The sequence below is a fragment of the Pseudomonas sp. LBUM1673 genome (assembly GCF_059695645.1).
This window is the reverse complement of the sequence record NZ_CP166780.1, coordinates 5,692,117-5,709,479: the sequence shown is the minus strand read 5'-3', so window position 1 is coordinate 5,709,479 and position 17,363 is coordinate 5,692,117. Positions and strand designations below refer to the sequence as shown.

Here is a 17,363-nt window from a genome sequence, read left to right as displayed (position 1 = left end):
CTGGAAATCGGTAGTCACGAATAACGTTACGGGCAGCGCTGGGTCGTGCTGTCCTCAAGCTAAGGTTGAAGATGATGCGGAGCAAGGTGACAGGTGCGCAGCGTTGGGTCGTGAAGATCGGCAGCGCTTTGCTGACGGCGGACGGCAAGGGCCTGGATCGCGCGGCAATGGGTGTCTGGGTCGAGCAGATGGTTGCTCTGCACGAGGCGGGCGTTGAGCTGGTGCTGGTGTCCTCCGGGGCGGTGGCGGCAGGCATGAGCCGTCTGGGCTGGACTGTACGACCCAGTGCGATGCACGAGTTGCAGGCGGCTGCCGCCATCGGCCAGATGGGGTTGGTGCAGGCCTGGGAGTCGAGCTTCGCCGAGCATGGTCGGCATACCGCGCAGATTCTCCTGACTCACGATGATTTGTCCGACCGCAAGCGCTACCTGAATGCTCGCAGTACCCTGCGTGCGCTGGTCGAGCTCAAGGTGATCCCGGTGATCAACGAGAACGACACTGTGGTCACTGACGAAATCCGTTTCGGCGATAACGACACGCTGGCAGCGCTGGTGGCGAATCTGGTCGAAGCCGATTTGCTGGTGATCCTCACTGATCGCGACGGCATGTTCGATGCTGATCCGCGCAACAATCCCGACGCCAAGCTGATTTACGAAGCGCGTGCCGATGATCCGGCGCTGGATGCGGTCGCGGGTGGCACTGGCGGTGCGCTGGGTCGCGGCGGCATGCAGACCAAATTGCGTGCTGCGCGTCTGGCGGCGCGTTCCGGTGCGCACACCATCATCGTGGGTGGGCGCCTGGAGCGGGTGCTGGATCGTCTCAAGGCTGGCGAGCGCATCGGCACCTTGCTGTCGCCTGAGCGCGGCATGCTGGCGGCACGTAAGCAGTGGCTGGCCGGGCATCTGCAAACCCGCGGCACGCTAGTGCTGGATGCGGGGGCAGTGACGGCGTTGTCCCAGGGCAACAAAAGTTTGCTGCCGGTGGGTGTCAAGCTGGTCCAGGGCAGTTTTCGTCGTGGCGAAATGGTGGTCTGCGTGGCGCCGGACGGTCGTGAAATTGCCCGTGGCCTGGCTAACTACAGCGCTCTGGAGGCACAAAAAATCATCGGTCAGTCGTCTGAGGCGATTGTCGGTCTGTTGGGGTATATGGCGGAGCCGGAACTGGTTCACCGCGATAACCTGATTCTGGTCTGAAGGAATACCTTAATGCGTGTGGCAAAAGGATTATTGGGTTTGTTGTTGGCGGTGCCGCTTCTGGCTTCGGCCGAGGAGGTTGGCCAAGTGTCGACGGTGTTCAAGTTTGTCGGCCCGAACGACCGTATCGTTGTCGAGGCGTTTGATGATCCGAAAGTGGATGGCGTGACCTGCTACCTGTCGCGCGCCAAGACGGGTGGCGTGAAAGGTGGTCTGGGGTTGGCTGAGGATCGCGCTGAAGCGTCTATTGCCTGCCGTCAGGTCGGGCCGATCAACTTCAAAGGTGAGCTCAAGGATGGCGAGGAGGTGTTCAAGGAGCGCACCTCGCTGGTGTTCAAGACCATGCAGGTGGTGCGATTCCTCGACAAGAAGCGCAATACGCTGGTGTATCTGGTCTACAGCGATCGTTTGATCGAAGGCAGTCCGCAGAATGCAGTGACGGCAATTCCGATTCTGCCGTGGGCGCACGCTCAATAAGTTAACGCAGGTCCAAATGTGGGAGCGGGCTTGCTCGCGAAAGCGGTGTATCAGGCAGTATTGATGTCGACTGACACTCCTTCTTCGTGAGCAAGCCCGCTCCCACATTTTTTTGCGATGTATTTGATGAATCGCAGGCAATAAAAAACCGACCCTGAGGTCGGTTTTTTAACGAGCGCGTCGCTTAGGCAGCAGCGGCAACGTTCAGGGCCTTGACGTGGCCATTCAGGCGGCTCTTATGGCGAGCAGCTTTGTTCTTGTGGATGATGCCTTTATCGGCCATACGGTCGATAACTGGCACAGCCAGAACGTAAGCAGCTTGAGCTTTTGCAGCGTCTTTTGCGTCGATGGCTTTAACTACATTCTTGATGTAGGTACGAACCATGGAACGCAGGCTGGCGTTGTGGCTGCGACGCTTCTCAGCCTGTTTTGCACGTTTTTTGGCGGAAGGTGTGTTGGCCACCGTCGAGCTCCTCGAAAGACTTTTTAGGAAATAGCAAACAAAATAGGCCGCGAATCATGCCGATGAGTTGATGTCTTGTCAAGGGCGGTTGAGACGATCCGCTAAGTGGCAGGTATGGAGCGCCGGGATATTTCTTTCCGGCGTGCGACCTGTAAACTCGCGAGCTTTGGCTCTGTGCTGTTGCGGCGCGGAGTATCGCATAAGTGGGCGCGTTGTTCGCCTGCTGTTTATCGACAGGCAAAAACTCTTTCAATGAATCTGCTCAAATCGTTGGCCGCTGTCAGCTCTATCACGATGCTTTCCCGGGTATTGGGGTTTGTGCGTGACACCCTTATCGCTCGTGCATTTGGTGCGGGAATGGCGACCGACGCCTTCTTTATCGCCTTCAAACTGCCCAATCTGCTGCGGCGGATCTTCGCCGAAGGGGCGTTTTCCCAGGCCTTCGTGCCGATTCTTGCCGAATACAAAAGCCAGAAGGGCGAGGAGGCGACGCGAACCTTCATTGCCTACGTCTCGGGCCTGCTGACGCTGGTGCTGGCGCTGGTCACTGCGTTGGGCATGCTCGCTGCGCCCTGGGTCATCTGGGCCACGGCACCGGGTTTCGTCACTACCCCGGAAAAATTCGAGCTGACCGCCGATCTGCTACGGGTCACTTTTCCTTATATATTGCTGATCTCCCTGTCTTCATTGGCTGGAGCGATCCTCAACACCTGGAACCGCTTCTCGGTGCCGGCCTTCGTGCCGACCCTGCTCAATGTCAGCATGATCATCTTTTCGGTGTTCCTGACACCTTACTTCGATCCTCCCGTGATGGCGCTAGGCTGGGCCGTTCTGGTGGGCGGCCTGGCGCAATTGCTGTTTCAGCTGCCGTACCTGAAAAAAATCGGCATGCTGGTGCTGCCGCGCCTGAGCCTGCGCGATAGTGGCGTCTGGCGGGTCATGAAACAGATGCTGCCAGCGATCATTGGCGTTTCGGTGAGTCAGATTTCGCTGATCATCAACACCATTTTCGCCTCGTTCCTGGTGGCCGGCTCCGTGTCCTGGATGTATTACGCCGACCGTTTGATGGAATTGCCATCCGGCGTGCTGGGTGTGGCACTGGGCACGATTCTGCTGCCGACACTGGCCAAGACGTACGCCAGCCAGGACCGCCACGAATACTCGCGGATCCTCGATTGGGGGCTGCGCCTGTGCTTCATGCTGGTGTTGCCGTGCGCCCTGGCGCTGGGGATTCTGGCTGAGCCGCTGACGGCTTCGCTGTTCCAGTACGGTCAGTTCAGCGCTTTCGATGCGGCGATGACCCAGCGTGCGTTGATTGCTTATTCCGTCGGCTTGCTGGGGATTATCGTGATCAAAGTGCTGGCGCCGGGCTTTTATGCGCAACAAAACATCCGGACTCCGGTAAAAATCGCGATTTTCACCCTGATCGTCACCCAGCTGTTCAACCTGGTGCTGATCGGTCCGCTGGCTCACGCCGGTCTGGCCCTGGCCATTAGCGCGGGTGCCTGCATCAATGCCGGGCTGTTGTTCTATCAACTTCGCAAGCAGCAGATGTATCAGCCGCAACCGGGCTGGGCGAAGTTCGGGCTCAAACTGTTGGTGGCGGTCGCGGTGATGTCCGCGGTATTGCTGGGGGTGATGCACTTTATGCCGGCTTGGGGGCAGGGGCATATGCTTGAGCGCTTGTTGCGTCTGGGCGCATTGGTGATCGCCGGCGTGGTGGCGTATTTCGGCATGTTGCTGTTGATGGGCTTTCGTTTGCGCGACTTCAATCGCAAGGCATTGAGCTGAGGCTTTGGTCTCGATAAACACGGGCGGGCCGACGGTTTTGTCGGCTCGATCACTTTGGGTTACGGTGTTGCCTGTCGTCGGCCGCCGGGTGTGGTTATAATCGACCACTTTATGAGCAAGAAGCGCGTTATGCAGCTGGTTCGAGGCCTCCACAACCTGCGCCCCCAGCATCGGGGCTGTGTCGCCACTATTGGCAACTTTGACGGTGTTCACCGTGGTCACCAGGCTATCCTGGCCCGGCTGCGTGAGCGTGCGCTCGAGTTGGGCGTGCCCAGCTGCGTGGTGATTTTCGAGCCGCAACCGCGAGAGTTTTTCGCCCCGGACACCGCCCCGGCCCGTCTGGCCCGCCTGCGGGACAAACTGCAGCTGCTGGCCGAAGAAGGTGTCGACCGGGTGCTGTGCCTGGCTTTCAATCAGCGCCTGAGCAAACTCAGTGCCAGCGAATTCGTCGATACCATTCTGGTGGATGGCCTCGGTGTGCAGCATCTGGAAGTCGGTGACGATTTCCGCTTCGGCTGTGACCGGCTAGGGGATTTCGATTTCCTGCAACAGGCCGGCGTCCTTCAGGGGTTTACCGTCGAAGCGGCGCAGACCGTCGAGCTGGACGGCATTCGTGTCAGCAGCACTCAGGTGCGTAATGCCCTGGCCGCTGCCGATTTCGCCTTGGCCGAGCGGTTGCTCGGTCACCCGTTCCGGATTGCCGGGCGGGTCCTGCACGGTCAGAAGCTGGCGCGTCAGCTGGGCACGCCCACGGCCAACGTGCAGCTCAAACGTCGTCGTGTGCCGCTGAGCGGGGTTTACCTGGTCAACGTCGACATCGACGGCAAGACCTGGCTAGGCGTCGCCAATATCGGCGTGCGGCCAACGGTCGAAGGGGATGGCAAAGCCCACCTCGAAGTGCATCTTTTAGATTTTGCCGGCGATCTGTATGACCGGCGTTTGACGGTGGTTTTCCACCACAAGCTGCGTGAAGAGCAGCGTTTCGCCTCTCTGGAGGCGCTTAAGACGGCGATCAATGCGGATATCGCCGCCGCCCGTGCCCTGTCGCACCTAGCGCCAATCGCTAATGAAGAGCCTTAAATGACCGACTATAAAGCCACGCTAAACCTTCCGGACACCGCCTTCCCAATGAAGGCCGGCCTGCCTCAGCGCGAACCGCAGATTCTGCAGCGCTGGGACAGCATTGGCCTGTACGGTAAGTTGCGCGAGATTGGCAAGGATCGTCCGAAGTTCGTACTTCACGACGGTCCTCCGTACGCCAACGGCACGATTCACATCGGTCATGCGCTGAACAAGATTCTCAAGGACATGATTATCCGCTCGAAAACCCTGTCGGGTTTCGACGCGCCGTATGTTCCGGGCTGGGACTGCCACGGTCTGCCGATCGAGCACAAAGTCGAAGTGACCCACGGCAAGAACCTGGGTGCGGACAAGACCCGCGAACTGTGCCGTGCCTACGCCACCGAGCAGATCGAAGGCCAGAAGTCCGAATTCATCCGTCTGGGCGTGTTGGGCGACTTCGCCAACCCATACAAGACCATGGACTTCAAAAACGAGGCCGGTGAAATTCGCGCCCTGGCGGAAATCGTCAAGGGTGGCTTCGTGTTCAAGGGCCTGAAGCCTGTGAACTGGTGCTTTGACTGCGGTTCGGCCCTGGCTGAAGCGGAAGTCGAGTACGAGAACAAGAAATCCGCGACCATCGACGTGGCCTTCCCGATTGCCGACGAAGCCAAGCTGGCCGCCGCGTTCGGTCTGTCGTCGCTGGGCAAACCGGCCTCGATCGTGATCTGGACCACCACCCCGTGGACCATCCCGGCCAACCAGGCGTTGAACGTTCACCCGGAATTCAACTACGCCCTGGTCGACGTCGGCGATAAACTGCTGATGCTGGCTGAAGAGCTGGTCGAGTCCTGCCTGGCCCGTTACAGCCTGGAAGGTTCGGTAATCGCCACCACCACCGGTAAAGAACTGGAACTGATCAACTTCCGTCACCCGTTCTACGATCGCCTGTCGCCGGTTTACCTGGCTGACTACGTCGAACTGGGCGCCGGCACCGGCGTGGTTCACTCCTCGCCAGCCTACGGCGTAGACGACTTCGTGACCTGCAAGAAATACGGCATGGTCAACGATGACATCATCAATCCGGTACAAAGCAACGGCGTTTACGTACCGTCGCTGGAGTTCTTTGGCGGCCAGTTCATCTGGAAAGCCAACCCGGCCATCGTCGACAAACTGACCGAAGTCGGTGCGCTGCTGCACACCACCATCATCGAACACAGCTACATGCACTGCTGGCGTCACAAGACCCCGCTGATCTACCGCGCCACCGCGCAGTGGTTCATCGGCATGGACAAAGAGCCTGTCAGCGGCGACACCCTGCGCAAGCGGGCGATCAAAGCCATCGAAGACACCAAGTTCGTTCCGGCCTGGGGCCAGGCGCGCCTGCACTCGATGATCGCCAATCGTCCGGACTGGTGTATCTCCCGTCAGCGCAACTGGGGCGTGCCGATCCCGTTCTTCCTGAACAAGGAAAGCGGCGAACTGCACCCACGTACCGCCGAGCTGATGGAAGAAGTCGCTAAGCGTGTCGAAGTCGAAGGCATCGAAGCCTGGTTCAAGATGGATGCTGCCGAGTTGCTCGGTGACGAAGCGCCGCAGTACGACAAGATCAGCGACACCCTGGACGTCTGGTTCGATTCGGGCACCACGCACTGGCACGTCCTGCGCGGCTCGCACGCGATGGGCCACGAGACCGGTCCACGTGCCGACCTGTACCTGGAAGGTTCGGACCAACACCGCGGCTGGTTCCACTCGTCGTTGCTGACCGGTTGCGCCATCGACGACCACGCCCCGTACCGCGAGCTGCTGACCCACGGTTTCACCGTTGACGAGTCCGGTCGCAAAATGTCCAAGTCTTTGGGCAACGTAATCGCGCCGCAGAAGGTCAACGACACTCTGGGCGCCGATATCATGCGTCTGTGGGTCGCTTCTACCGACTATTCGGGTGAAATGGCGGTTTCCGAGCAGATCCTGCAACGCAGTGCGGACGCCTACCGGCGCATCCGTAACACCGCGCGCTTCTTGCTTTCCAACCTGACCGGTTTCAACCCGGCCACCGACATCCTGCCGGCCGAAGAAATGCTGGCGCTGGACCGTTGGGCGGTGGATCGCACCCTGCTGCTGCAACGCGAGCTGCAAGAGCACTACGGCGAATACCGCTTCTGGAACGTCTACTCCAAGATCCACAACTTCTGCGTGCAGGAGCTGGGCGGTTTCTACCTCGACATCATCAAGGACCGTCAGTACACCACTGGCGCCAACAGCAAGGCCCGTCGTTCGGCGCAAACCGCGCTGTACCACATCAGCGAGGCGCTGGTGCGCTGGATCGCGCCGATCCTCGCGTTCACCGCTGACGAACTGTGGGAATACCTGCCGGGCGAGCGTAACGAGTCTGTAATGCTCAACACTTGGTACGAAGGCCTGACCGAACTGCCGGAGAACGTCGAGCTGGGCCGCGCCTACTGGGAGCGGATCATGGCGGTGAAGGTTGCAGTCAACAAGGAAATGGAAATCCAGCGCGCAGCCAAGGCTGTCGGTGGCAATCTGCAAGCCGAAGTAACGCTGTTCGCCGAAGAAGCGCTGAGCGCCGACCTGGCCAGGCTGAGCAACGAGCTGCGCTTCGTACTGATCACCTCGACCGCCACCGTTGCACCGTTCGTGCAGGCACCGGCCGACGCGGTGGTCACTGAAGTCGGCGGCCTGAAGCTCAAAGTGGTCAAGTCGAGCTTCGCCAAGTGCGCCCGTTGCTGGCACTGCCGTGAAGATGTCGGTGTGAACCCGGAGCATCCGGAAATCTGCGGTCGTTGTGTCGACAACATCAGCGGCGCGGGCGAGGTTCGTCATTATGCCTAATGGCGTTGGCCGTTTCGGACGGCTGAGCTGGCTCTGGTTGAGTTTGCTGGTCCTGGTCATCGACCAGGCCAGCAAGTTTTACTTCGAAGGCTCGCTGAGCATGTACCAGCAAATCGTGGTGATCCCCGATTACTTTAGCTGGACCCTGGCCTACAACACTGGCGCGGCGTTCAGTTTCCTGGCCGACAGCTCCGGCTGGCAGCGTTGGTTGTTTGCCCTGATCGCGTTGGTGGTCAGTGCGGTGCTGGTGGTCTGGCTCAAGCGCCTGGGGCGCAACGAAACCTGGCTGGCGATCGCCTTGGCGCTGGTGCTGGGTGGCGCGCTGGGTAATCTGTACGACCGCATTGCCCTGGGCCATGTGATCGATTTCATTCTGGTGCATTGGCAGAATCGCTGGTATTTCCCGGCGTTCAACTTTGCCGACAGCGCCATTTCCGTCGGTGCCGTGATGCTCGCGCTGGATATGTTCAAAAGTAAGAAGACCGGAGAAACCGTTCATGACTGAACAGGTATTGGCTGAACAACGCATTGGCCAGAACACGGAAGTCACCTTGCACTTTGCATTGCGCCTGGAGAACGGCGACACCGTCGACAGCACCTTCGACAAAGCTCCGGCGACCTTCAAGGTCGGCGACGGCAACCTGTTGCCAGGCTTTGAAGCCGCGCTGTTCGGCTTCAAGGCCGGCGACAAGCGCAGCCTGACCGTCGAGCCGGAAAACGCCTTTGGTCAGCCTAACCCGCAAAATGTGCAGATCATCCCGCGCTCGCAGTTCCAGGACATGGAACTGTCGCCAGGATTGCTGGTGATCTTCAATGATGCGGCCAATACTGAGCTGCCCGGTGTGGTGAAGGAATTCGATGATGCGCAAGTGACCATCGACTTCAATCACCCGCTCGCCGGTAAAACCTTGACCTTTGACGTCGAGATCATCAACGTCAAAGCGCTGTAACTTGTGGGAGCGAGCCTGCTCGCGATGGCGTCATCACGTTCAACATCAATGTTGACTGACGCACCGCTTTCGCGAGCAGGCTCGCTCCCACAGTGGTTTTTTCACTGTTTTCGCTATTTTCTTGCGCGCAAGACACGAGGCACAGCATGCAAATCAAACTCGCCAACCCCCGTGGCTTCTGCGCCGGTGTGGACCGGGCGATCGAAATCGTCAACCGCGCCCTGGAAGTCTTCGGGCCGCCGATCTACGTGCGCCATGAAGTGGTCCACAACAAATTCGTCGTCGAAGACCTGCGCGCCCGAGGGGCGATCTTCGTCGAGGAACTGGATCAGGTGCCGGACGACGTGATCGTGATCTTCAGCGCCCACGGCGTTTCCCAGGCCGTGCGCACCGAAGCCGCTGGCCGTGGCCTGAAAGTATTTGACGCAACCTGCCCGCTGGTGACCAAAGTGCACATCGAAGTCGCGCGTTACAGTCGCGACGGCCGTGAATGCATCCTCATCGGCCATGCCGGTCATCCGGAAGTCGAAGGCACCATGGGCCAGTACGATGGCAGCAATGGTGGCGCGATCTATCTGGTCGAAGACGAGAAAGACGTCGCCGCGTTGCAGGTGCACAACCCTGAAAGACTGGCCTTCGTCACCCAGACCACCCTGTCCATGGACGATACCAGTCGCGTGATCGACGCCCTGCGCACTCGTTTTCCGGCGATCGGTGGTCCGCGCAAGGACGACATCTGCTACGCCACGCAAAACCGTCAGGACGCCGTCAAGCAACTGGCGGACGAATGCGACGTGGTGCTGGTGGTCGGCAGTCCGAACAGCTCCAACTCCAATCGTCTGCGTGAACTGGCCGAACGCATGGCCACTCCGGCCTATCTGATCGACGGCGCCGAAGACCTGCAAAAGAGCTGGTTCGACGGTGTCGAGCGTATTGGCATCACTGCCGGTGCCTCCGCTCCTGAAGTGCTGGTGCGTGGCGTGATCCAGCAATTGCAGGCCTGGGGCGCCACCGGGGCCGATGAACTGGCCGGTCGTGAGGAGAACATCACCTTCTCCATGCCTAAAGAGCTGCGCGTGCGTTCGCTGCTGTAACACTTTTCGTCTTTCGACACAGCGCCTGCTCAACCTTATCGGTGGCCAGGCGCACTCGACCGCTCGCCGCCAGCACTACCTGGAGCTGGCTGACCGGCTCGTGAGCCGAACAAATATGTAGCGTCCCTGCCTGAAACGCCCTTCCGGGCATCAGCGGTTGGCCCAGACTGCTGAAACGTACAAAACGCCTGACCGACCAATTGCCGACAATCGGCACCCGGCTGCTACTCGCGTGCTCAACCAGCAGTGGATTGCTGCTGTCCTCCGGGCCTTTGCCGCTGATATCCAGAATGATCCGCCAGCCCTGACTCCAGTCGCCGTTGATGCCGTGAATCACAACGCTCTGATTGCGAGTGATGGCAAGGGTTCTGGCATTGCGTATACCACTGGCTATCGATTGCGCCGCCCGCTCCCGGTGGTTCGATTCTGTCAGTGCGGCGAACGCTGGGCTGACCAGTTGCAGAACAATCCCGACAATCGTCAGTCCCATGAGCAGTTCGATCAGGCTGAAACCTTGCTGATGCATGTCATCTCCCTCCTGGAGTGCTGCGGCCCACGCGTTCCCTGCGCGAGTAATGGCAAAACAACCGTACATCTGCCGGTCGAATGTTCTAGCGTGTAGAAGCAGGTATAGCCGACGGCAACGGAGCGCACCGATGGATCATCGTACAAAAGGTTTCACGCTGATCGAGTTGCTGGTCACGCTCGCGGTGTTTCTGATCCTGATCACCCTGGCCGTTCCGGCGTTTACCCGTTCGGTGCAAAGCACCAAGGCCGACACCGAGATCGGCGACCTGCAGCGCGCGCTCAGCTACGCACGGCTTGAGGCGATCGACCGGGGCCTGACCACCCGGGTTCGCCCGACAGCCGGCGGCAATGTCTGGACCGGCGAGTTGACCGTTTATGACGGTACTGGCAATCCGGCCAATATATTGCGGGTTGTTCCAGCGCTGAGCAGTGGTGCAACTCTGACGCTAACCTCAGGAGTGACCGCCATCGATTTCAACAATCTGGGCGGTTTGTCGGCACCGTCTACGGCGGTCGTGATCAGTTATGTATTGGGGGCGCAAAGCCGGACGTTGAATGTGTGTTTGAACGGACGAATTCTATTGGGTGGAAGTTGCGGATGAGGGGATGGAGCAAGCGTGCACAGGAGGGCATGACGCTGATCGAGGTATTGGTCGCGTTGTTGGTTCTGGCTGTGGGGTTGTTGGGCGCAGCAGCGATTCAACTCAATGCGTTGAAGTACACCGACAGCTCGCGGATGACCAGCCAGGCGAGTTTTATCGCCTACGACATGATGGACCGCATTCGCGCCAACTCCGGCGCCGATTACACCGTCACGCCACCGACCTCGGGCAACCTGAGCGTGGCCCGGGATCAGGACCTTTACGATTTCACCACCAACATCGTCAATTTTGGCGGCGCCACAGCGACCGGTAGCATCACCCGCAACCAGCGGGTGTACACCATTACCATTACCTGGGACGACTCGCGGGCCGCCAATACCGCCGACTCGCGCCGCAGTTTCGTCGTTGTCAGCCGCGCCACCGTTGATCCGGCGACGACACCATGATCAGAGCCAGCAAAGGTTTCGGCCTGATCGAGTTACTGATCGCCCTGGCGTTGAGTCTGGTCGTGGTTCTTGGCGTGGCGCAGATCTTCATCGCAGCTAAAAATACCTACGTCAGTCAGAACACTGCCGCCGGCATGCAGGAAGATGCACGGTTCGTCCTGAGCAAAATGATTCAGGAAATCCGCATGGTTGGCATGTTCGGTTGCCTAGGCACGATTATCGACGACAGCTCGGCAGGGAGTTTCAATGCCAGTCAAATCACGCCGATCAGTTGGGACAATGCCAACCTCAAATTAACGCTTGTTACCGCCGATGTCGGCGGCAGTGGCGGTGCGCCAACCTGGACAGTAGTTTCGGACTGCCGCAACATCGCGACGGCCTACACCGGTGTAAGAACGCCGACGTCTGGGCAGTTGGCATTTCCGATCCGGCGATTGGTCTACAGCTTCAGCAACAACCAACTGCTGATGGGCTCTGGTACAGGTACGCCGACGCAGCAGGTGCTGGTGAACAATGTCAGTGAATTCAATGTGAGCTTCGGCCTCGCCAGCTCCGCCACGGATACGGCCGCCTCCAGCTACAGCAGCAACCCATCCGATCCGGCACGAATCCGAAGTGTGCGACTGACGCTGACGCTGACCGACCCGAACTACCGGGTAAGCGATCAAACCTTCAACGTGGTTGCCGCCTTGCGCAACCGGTTGCCATGAGGGGAGGGTCGATGAATATTTCTCCCATGACCCCTCACGCCCAGCGCGGCATGGCGCTGTTGGTCAGTCTGGTGTTTCTCCTGGTGCTGACGTTGATCGGCCTTTCGTCGATGCAAAGCGCGACGTTGCAGGAAAAAATGGCCGGCAGCGTGATCCTGCGCAACCAGTCGTTCCAGGGCGCAGAAGCGGCGTTGCGCGTCGGCGAAAGCGCGGTGCAACTGGACACCTATTCATTGCCGGTTTGCAGCGGTACCAGCCAATGCGCGCCGCCGGCCGAAGCGTCGGTTATTACCGCCGCCGGGTTCAACTCCACCTCGGGGGTGACCTGGATCGCCTCCGGCAGCAGCTTTTACGGGGTGCAGAACATCGGCACCACCCTGACGGCCGTGAACGTACCGAGCAACACGTCGGCAACGCTGTACCGGGTGACCGCCGTGGGCATCGCGGGTAATTCGCGCAGTGTGGTGGAGAGTATCTATGCGAAGTACTAAATGGCGCGGCGGGTTGTGGCGGCTGCTTTGCGGTGCCGTGCTGGGGCTTTATTTGTCGGTGCCGGCGTATGCCTTTACGCCATCGGAATCGCCATTGTTGAGTGCCGCAGCGGTAACGCCCAATGTGATGCTGCTGATCGACGACTCGGGGAGTATGAACAACATCATCTGGGCGCCGGGTTTCGACTCGACACTCAACCGTGCGCCAATTGCGATTTGTAGTTCCAATACGTCATGTTTCAGCGGTCAGAGCCTGGATATGGATGATGCCAATATTGCCTTGTCGAGCCTGAATCGAGGGGGGTGTTCGACCAGCGGCAACTGGTATGGTTTTTATCGCGGGTTTTTGGGGCTGACGCCGATCTGCCTGAAGCTACCTGACCCGGTGGGCAATGAAAACACTCGCTACACGGCCAACTATCTCGCGTATCTGCTAGGTCTGGCCAATGGTTCGAACAGGGATTTCACCACTGGCGCCAATGCGATTCCCAACGATTACCGGATCAGCGTGGCGCAGAATATTTCCATAGGCCTGGTCGCCAGCAATCGATCTCTACGTATCGGCCTGGCGACGTTCAATCCACCCAACAGCATTAACGCTGGCCCCGGCGGCTACATTGCCCGCGCTGTCAGCGATCTATCGCCGGTCACTGGCAGCGTGACCCAGGCTCAGGCCGATACGAATTACAACGCCCTGATCGCTGCGATTAACGGTTTGGGCGCTATCGCCAACACGCCACTGGCGGAAACCTATTATGAGATCACCCGCTACATGCGTGGCATGGCGCCGTACTACAACTCGACGCCGACCACCTATACCAGCCCAATCACGTACCGCTGTCAGAAAAACTATGGAGTAGTGATCACCGACGGTTTACCTACCTACGACCGAACCTTCCCGACCAATGACCCGCTCGGTGGCAGCCGGTTACCGAACTGGGACGGTATCAGCAGTAACGATGGCGATAACTTCTTCGGCGATGGTGAGGGCGACACCCTGTACCTGGATGACATCGCCAAGTTCGCCTTCGACATCGACATGCGCTCGACCGGCACCGACGCCGCGGGCAAAAGCTGGAACGCGGTGGACTTTCCCAATCAGAACATGAACACCTATACCGTGGGTTTCGCCGTTGCCAACGATATGTTGTCGGATGCCGCCAGCTATGGGCAGGGCGGGTATTACCAGGCGAGCGACAGCGCGGGACTCAACAGCGCATTGTCTTCGGCGCTGAGCGACATCACCTCCAAGGCCGGCTCCGGCGGCAGCGGCGTGACCAGCGGCACCATCCTCGCCGGCAATTCGAGTTACTTCCAGACCAGTTACGATCCCAAGGACTGGCGCGGCACCATCAAGTCCTTTGGCTTCACGTCGTCGGGTGTGGTGAACACGGCCGCGGTGCTGTGGACAACCGATACCACCATCGTGCCCGGTGCCACCGCGCCGACCTACCAGTCCTGGAACACACTGACCAACGCCGCCATCACCCTGGCTTACAGCAACTTCTCCCCGAGCCAGCAGACATCCCTCAGTCAGGGCCTGCCTACCGGCATTACTGGCAGCGATTTGGTGGAGTGGAGCACGGGCACCAACAAAACCGGGTTGAAAGCACGCAGCGTGTTGCTCGGCGATATCATTAATTCGCCTCTCGTGCTGGCCGCACCCTCGGACAAAACCGCGGCCGATCTGGTAGGCGACACCAGCTACAGCACCTATCTGACCACCAAAGCCGCCACTATGAATTCCAGCCTGGTGGTGAATGCCAATGACGGGTTCGTGAATGTCATCAACTCGTCCAACGGTGTCAGGCGTTACGCCTACATGCCCTCCAGCGTCCTGCCGTCGTTGAGCGACATCGCTGAGCCCAATTACATCAACGGCGTGAGCCACAAATTTCTGGTCGATGGCCAGGTCGGTGTGTTCGACGCTCAACTCAACAACGTCTGGAAAACCCTGGCCATTGGCGGAACAGGGGCGGGTGGCAAGACCTTCTATGCGCTGCAACTGTTCGACGCGTCGGCCGGTAATGTGACCAGAGCGTTGTGGGAAATCAGCGCTCCGGCCACCGCCAGCACGGCGAACGTTTTCAATGATCTGGGTTACGCCTATGCGCGCCCCGAAGTGGCACGCTTGGCCGATGGTCGCTGGGCGGCCTTCATCTCCAACGGCTATGGCAGCAACTCCGGGGTGGCAGCACTGTATGTGGTGGATATCCGCGACGGCTCGCTGATCAAGAAAATCGTGGTCGACAGTACAGAAACCACCAACGGCCTGTCGTCGGTGAAGCTCAGGGTCAATTCGCAGAATGTGGTGCAGGCCGCCTATGGTGGCGACCTGAAAGGGCAATTGTGGAAGTTCGATTTAAGTGGCGCCACCACCGACACCTGGAGCTTGGCGTTTTCCGGCAAGCCGTTGTTCACCACCGCAGGCGGCGCGACCCAACCGATCACCGCGCAACCGTTGCTGGCCGATCACGCATCGGGTGGCAAGGAAGTGTTTTTCGGTACCGGGAAATTCAATGAGACCGCCGACAAGACCAACAAAGATCTACAGGCGTTCTACGCCGTATGGGATGCAGAGGGTGGCGCGGGGCAGATCACCACTTCCAGCTTGCAGGCGCAGGCGGTGACCGGCGTTTTTTCAGGCAGCACCGGGCAATTCATCACCACCAGCGAGAACGAGGTGACCTACCCGGCAGAGAAAGGCTGGTACTTGCCCCTGGTATATAACAACGTGCTGACGGGAGAGCGGGTGATCAATCAGGCCAGTCTGGTGTCGGGGCGAATCGTTTTTACCACGGCCAGTGTCGATACCACGGACCCCTGTGCCAGCTTCGGCACCGGCAAACTGGTCGAACTCGATGCGTTCAGCGGTAAGATGCTCAACTACGCGGTGCTCGACACCAATGATGATGGGGTGGTCGATAGCACTGACACGATTTCCAGCGGGGTGATCTTCACCGGGGGTATCCCGACCCTGAACGCAGTCGTCAATAACGCAACTCGCAAGGTTGTGAACGACTCCAGTGGTGGCGTGACCACGTTGGTGGAAAAATCCGGTGGCGGCAGCGGCCGTCGCATCATGTGGCGACAAATACAGTAAGTGAGAGTTGAGGCATGCGCAGATCCAACCGAGGTTTTACCCTGATCGAAATCATGATCGTGATTGCGATCATCGGGATCGTCATCACCATTGGCTACCCGAGTCTCACCGAGTATGTGAAAAAGGGCCGTCGTACTGAAGTGGCCGGGCTGCTTTCCGAACAGGCACAGATCCTTGAGCGCTTCTATTCGAAGAATAATGTCTACACCAATGCCACCGGTCTGAGCGCCGGCAATGATTTCTATACCATTACCCCGACCCTGACCGATCAGACCTTCCTGCTGACGGCAACACGCAAGGCCGGTTCGACCATGGCGGGCGACAAGTGCGGTGATTTCACCCTCACTAACACGGGTGTCAGAAGCATGGTCAATGCGACATCCGGCCTGACCGCCAAGGATTGCTGGGGGCGCTGAGTTTCTTTTTTTCGGGCGCCCTTTGCGCCCTCTGTCTATTGAATGGTTGGATCAGAACATGAGCAGGCAACAGCAAGTGGTGATTGTCGGCGGCGGGGTGATTGGCCTGCTGACGGCATTCAATCTCGCGTCCGAAGTGCAGAGCGTGGTGCTGCTGGACCGCTCGAATGTCGGTCAGGAATCTTCCTGGGCCGGTGGCGGGATCGTTTCGCCGCTCTACCCGTGGCGCTACAGCCCGGCGGTCACTGCGTTGGCTCATTGGTCCCAGGATTTTTATCCACAGCTGGCGCAGCGTCTGTTTGCTGCCACCGGTGTCGATCCTGAAGTGCACACCACCGGGTTGTACTGGCTGGACCTGGATGATGAGGCCGAAGCGCTCGCCTGGGCCGAGCGGGAAAACCGTCCGCTGCGGGCTGTGGATATCTCTGCGGCACACGATGCGGTGCCGGTATTGGGCGCCGGTTTTTCGCGGGCGATCTACATGGCCGACGTGGCCAATGTGCGTAATCCACGGCTGGTGAAATCCCTCAAGGCAGCCTTGTTGGCGCTGCCGAACGTGACGATTCATGAGCAGTGTGAGGTCAGCGGGTTTATCCGTGAAGGCGCTACGGTGGTCGGAGTACAGACGTCGATGGGGGCCATTGCGGGTGATCAGGTGGTTTTGACGGCAGGGGCCTGGAGCGGTGACTTGCTGAAAAGCCTGGGCCTGGAGCTGCCGGTCGAGCCGGTCAAAGGCCAGATGATTCTCTACAAGTGCGCGGCGGACTTCCTTCCGAGCATGGTCCTTGCCAAGGGGCGTTATGCCATTCCTCGCCGTGACGGGCACATTCTGATCGGCAGTACGCTGGAGCATGAAGGCTTCGACAAGACACCAACCGACACCGCGCTGGAAAGCCTGAAGGCTTCGGCGGTGGAGTTGATTCCGGCGCTGGCGGATGCCGAGGTGGTGGGGCATTGGGCCGGGCTGCGGCCGGGGTCGCCGGAAGGGATTCCCTATATTGGCCGGGTGCCGGGTTTTGACGGGCTCTGGCTCAACTGCGGGCACTACCGCAATGGGTTGGTGCTGGCGCCTGCGTCGTGTCAGTTGTTTGCGGATGTGATGCTGGGTCGGGCACCGATTATCGATCCTGCGCCGTATGCGCCGGCGGGGCGGATCTGACCGAGCGAGCTTTGCTGTTGGTCAGATC

Annotated in this window: 17 protein-coding genes; 15 read left to right on the top strand and 2 right to left on the bottom strand. The window is 59.4% G+C overall.

What is annotated here, in order from left to right:
• Positions 1-74 precede the first annotated feature (74 nt).
• Entirely contained in the window at positions 75-1,193 is a 1,119-nt protein-coding gene (gene proB / locus ACA044_RS26170) for a glutamate 5-kinase (RefSeq protein ID WP_017340857.1), read from the top strand.
• Between the two features lie 12 nt (positions 1,194-1,205).
• Entirely contained in the window at positions 1,206-1,670 is a 465-nt protein-coding gene (locus tag ACA044_RS26165; RefSeq protein ID WP_497443912.1) for a CreA family protein, read from the top strand.
• A gap of 184 nt (positions 1,671-1,854) precedes the next feature.
• Here the strand turns inward: ACA044_RS26165 and rpsT are convergent, their stop codons facing one another.
• Positions 1,855-2,133 (bottom strand): 30S ribosomal protein S20, encoded by a 279-nt coding sequence (rpsT, locus tag ACA044_RS26160; RefSeq protein WP_007901883.1) that lies wholly within the window; start codon positions 2,131-2,133, stop codon positions 1,855-1,857.
• Between the two features lie 252 nt (positions 2,134-2,385).
• Between rpsT and murJ the strand changes: the two genes are divergently transcribed.
• From murJ to ispH, 6 genes are all read left to right on the top strand, one after another.
• Positions 2,386-3,924 (top strand): murein biosynthesis integral membrane protein MurJ, encoded by a 1,539-nt coding sequence (gene murJ / locus ACA044_RS26155; protein WP_497443911.1) that lies wholly within the window; start codon positions 2,386-2,388, stop codon positions 3,922-3,924.
• A gap of 129 nt (positions 3,925-4,053) precedes the next feature.
• Complete coding sequence (gene ribF, locus ACA044_RS26150) at positions 4,054-5,004, top strand: bifunctional riboflavin kinase/FAD synthetase (protein ID WP_497443910.1); 951 nt, start codon at positions 4,054-4,056, stop codon at positions 5,002-5,004.
• On the top strand, positions 5,005-7,836 hold the full coding sequence (gene ileS, locus ACA044_RS26145; protein WP_497443909.1) for an isoleucine--tRNA ligase: 2,832 nt from the start codon (positions 5,005-5,007) through the stop codon (positions 7,834-7,836).
• On the top strand, positions 7,829-8,341 hold the full coding sequence (lspA, locus tag ACA044_RS26140) for a signal peptidase II (RefSeq protein WP_497443908.1): 513 nt from the start codon (positions 7,829-7,831) through the stop codon (positions 8,339-8,341). Before ileS ends, lspA begins: the two co-directional genes overlap by 8 nt.
• Positions 8,342-8,348: 7 nt before the next feature.
• Positions 8,349-8,786, top strand: a complete 438-nt coding sequence (gene fkpB, locus ACA044_RS26135) for an FKBP-type peptidyl-prolyl cis-trans isomerase (protein ID WP_320394475.1) — start codon at positions 8,349-8,351, stop codon at positions 8,784-8,786.
• 146 nt (positions 8,787-8,932) lie between these two features.
• A complete protein-coding gene (gene ispH, locus ACA044_RS26130) occupies positions 8,933-9,880 on the top strand; it encodes a 4-hydroxy-3-methylbut-2-enyl diphosphate reductase (protein WP_253548398.1) in 948 nt (315 codons plus the stop codon).
• Here ispH and ACA044_RS26125 read toward each other — a convergent pair.
• Positions 9,849-10,406 carry a GspH/FimT family pseudopilin gene (locus ACA044_RS26125; RefSeq protein WP_497443907.1) on the bottom strand — a complete coding sequence of 186 codons (558 nt, stop codon included), beginning with the start codon at positions 10,404-10,406 and terminating at the stop codon, positions 9,849-9,851. The genes ispH and ACA044_RS26125 overlap by 32 nt on opposite strands.
• A 130-nt stretch (positions 10,407-10,536) precedes the next feature.
• Between ACA044_RS26125 and ACA044_RS26120 the strand changes: the two genes are divergently transcribed.
• Genes ACA044_RS26120 through thiO form a run of 7 tightly spaced genes read left to right on the top strand, consistent with a single transcriptional unit; the run spans position 10,537 to position 17,335 of the window.
• Positions 10,537-11,010: a GspH/FimT family pseudopilin gene (locus ACA044_RS26120; protein WP_497443906.1), complete on the top strand. Its 474-nt coding sequence runs from the start codon at positions 10,537-10,539 to the stop codon at positions 11,008-11,010.
• A complete protein-coding gene (pilV, locus tag ACA044_RS26115) occupies positions 11,007-11,456 on the top strand; it encodes a type IV pilus modification protein PilV (RefSeq protein WP_123721398.1) in 450 nt (149 codons plus the stop codon). Before ACA044_RS26120 ends, pilV begins: the two co-directional genes overlap by 4 nt.
• Positions 11,453-12,166 (top strand): PilW family protein, encoded by a 714-nt coding sequence (locus tag ACA044_RS26110; RefSeq protein WP_497443905.1) that lies wholly within the window; start codon positions 11,453-11,455, stop codon positions 12,164-12,166. Before pilV ends, ACA044_RS26110 begins: the two co-directional genes overlap by 4 nt.
• Before the next feature lie 11 nt (positions 12,167-12,177).
• Positions 12,178-12,657, top strand: coding sequence for a pilus assembly PilX family protein (locus ACA044_RS26105; protein ID WP_497443904.1), 480 nt, complete (start codon positions 12,178-12,180; stop codon positions 12,655-12,657).
• Positions 12,644-15,760 carry a pilus assembly protein gene (locus ACA044_RS26100; RefSeq protein ID WP_497443903.1) on the top strand — a complete coding sequence of 1,039 codons (3,117 nt, stop codon included), beginning with the start codon at positions 12,644-12,646 and terminating at the stop codon, positions 15,758-15,760. The genes ACA044_RS26105 and ACA044_RS26100 overlap by 14 nt, the downstream gene beginning before the upstream one ends.
• Positions 15,761-15,774: 14 nt before the next feature.
• Positions 15,775-16,176, top strand: a complete 402-nt coding sequence (locus tag ACA044_RS26095) for a type IV pilin protein (protein ID WP_497443902.1) — start codon at positions 15,775-15,777, stop codon at positions 16,174-16,176.
• A gap of 58 nt (positions 16,177-16,234) precedes the next feature.
• Positions 16,235-17,335, top strand: a complete 1,101-nt coding sequence (gene thiO, locus ACA044_RS26090) for a glycine oxidase ThiO (RefSeq protein ID WP_497443901.1) — start codon at positions 16,235-16,237, stop codon at positions 17,333-17,335.
• The last annotated feature ends 28 nt before the right edge of the window (positions 17,336-17,363 follow it).

Excerpts from the sequence above, each read along its gene's own strand:
- ACA044_RS26110 (WP_497443905.1), top strand. The coding sequence starts at position 11,453 with ATGATCAGAGCCAGCAAAGGTTTCGGCCTGATCGAGTTACTGATCGCC.
- ACA044_RS26125 (WP_497443907.1), bottom strand. The coding sequence starts at position 10,406 with ATGCATCAGCAAGGTTTCAGCCTGATCGAACTGCTCATGGGACTGACG.
- ACA044_RS26095 (WP_497443902.1), top strand. The coding sequence starts at position 15,775 with ATGCGCAGATCCAACCGAGGTTTTACCCTGATCGAAATCATGATCGTG.
- pilV (WP_123721398.1), top strand. The coding sequence starts at position 11,007 with ATGAGGGGATGGAGCAAGCGTGCACAGGAGGGCATGACGCTGATCGAG.
- thiO (WP_497443901.1), top strand. The coding sequence starts at position 16,235 with ATGAGCAGGCAACAGCAAGTGGTGATTGTCGGCGGCGGGGTGATTGGC.
- ACA044_RS26165 (WP_497443912.1), top strand. The coding sequence starts at position 1,206 with ATGCGTGTGGCAAAAGGATTATTGGGTTTGTTGTTGGCGGTGCCGCTT.
- ACA044_RS26105 (WP_497443904.1), top strand. The coding sequence starts at position 12,178 with ATGAATATTTCTCCCATGACCCCTCACGCCCAGCGCGGCATGGCGCTG.
- ileS (WP_497443909.1), top strand. The coding sequence starts at position 5,005 with ATGACCGACTATAAAGCCACGCTAAACCTTCCGGACACCGCCTTCCCA.
- proB (WP_017340857.1), top strand. The coding sequence starts at position 75 with ATGCGGAGCAAGGTGACAGGTGCGCAGCGTTGGGTCGTGAAGATCGGC.
- ribF (WP_497443910.1), top strand. The coding sequence starts at position 4,054 with ATGCAGCTGGTTCGAGGCCTCCACAACCTGCGCCCCCAGCATCGGGGC.
- lspA (WP_497443908.1), top strand. The coding sequence starts at position 7,829 with ATGCCTAATGGCGTTGGCCGTTTCGGACGGCTGAGCTGGCTCTGGTTG.
- ispH (WP_253548398.1), top strand. The coding sequence starts at position 8,933 with ATGCAAATCAAACTCGCCAACCCCCGTGGCTTCTGCGCCGGTGTGGAC.
- ACA044_RS26100 (WP_497443903.1), top strand. The coding sequence starts at position 12,644 with ATGCGAAGTACTAAATGGCGCGGCGGGTTGTGGCGGCTGCTTTGCGGT.
- ACA044_RS26120 (WP_497443906.1), top strand. The coding sequence starts at position 10,537 with ATGGATCATCGTACAAAAGGTTTCACGCTGATCGAGTTGCTGGTCACG.
- murJ (WP_497443911.1), top strand. The coding sequence starts at position 2,386 with ATGAATCTGCTCAAATCGTTGGCCGCTGTCAGCTCTATCACGATGCTT.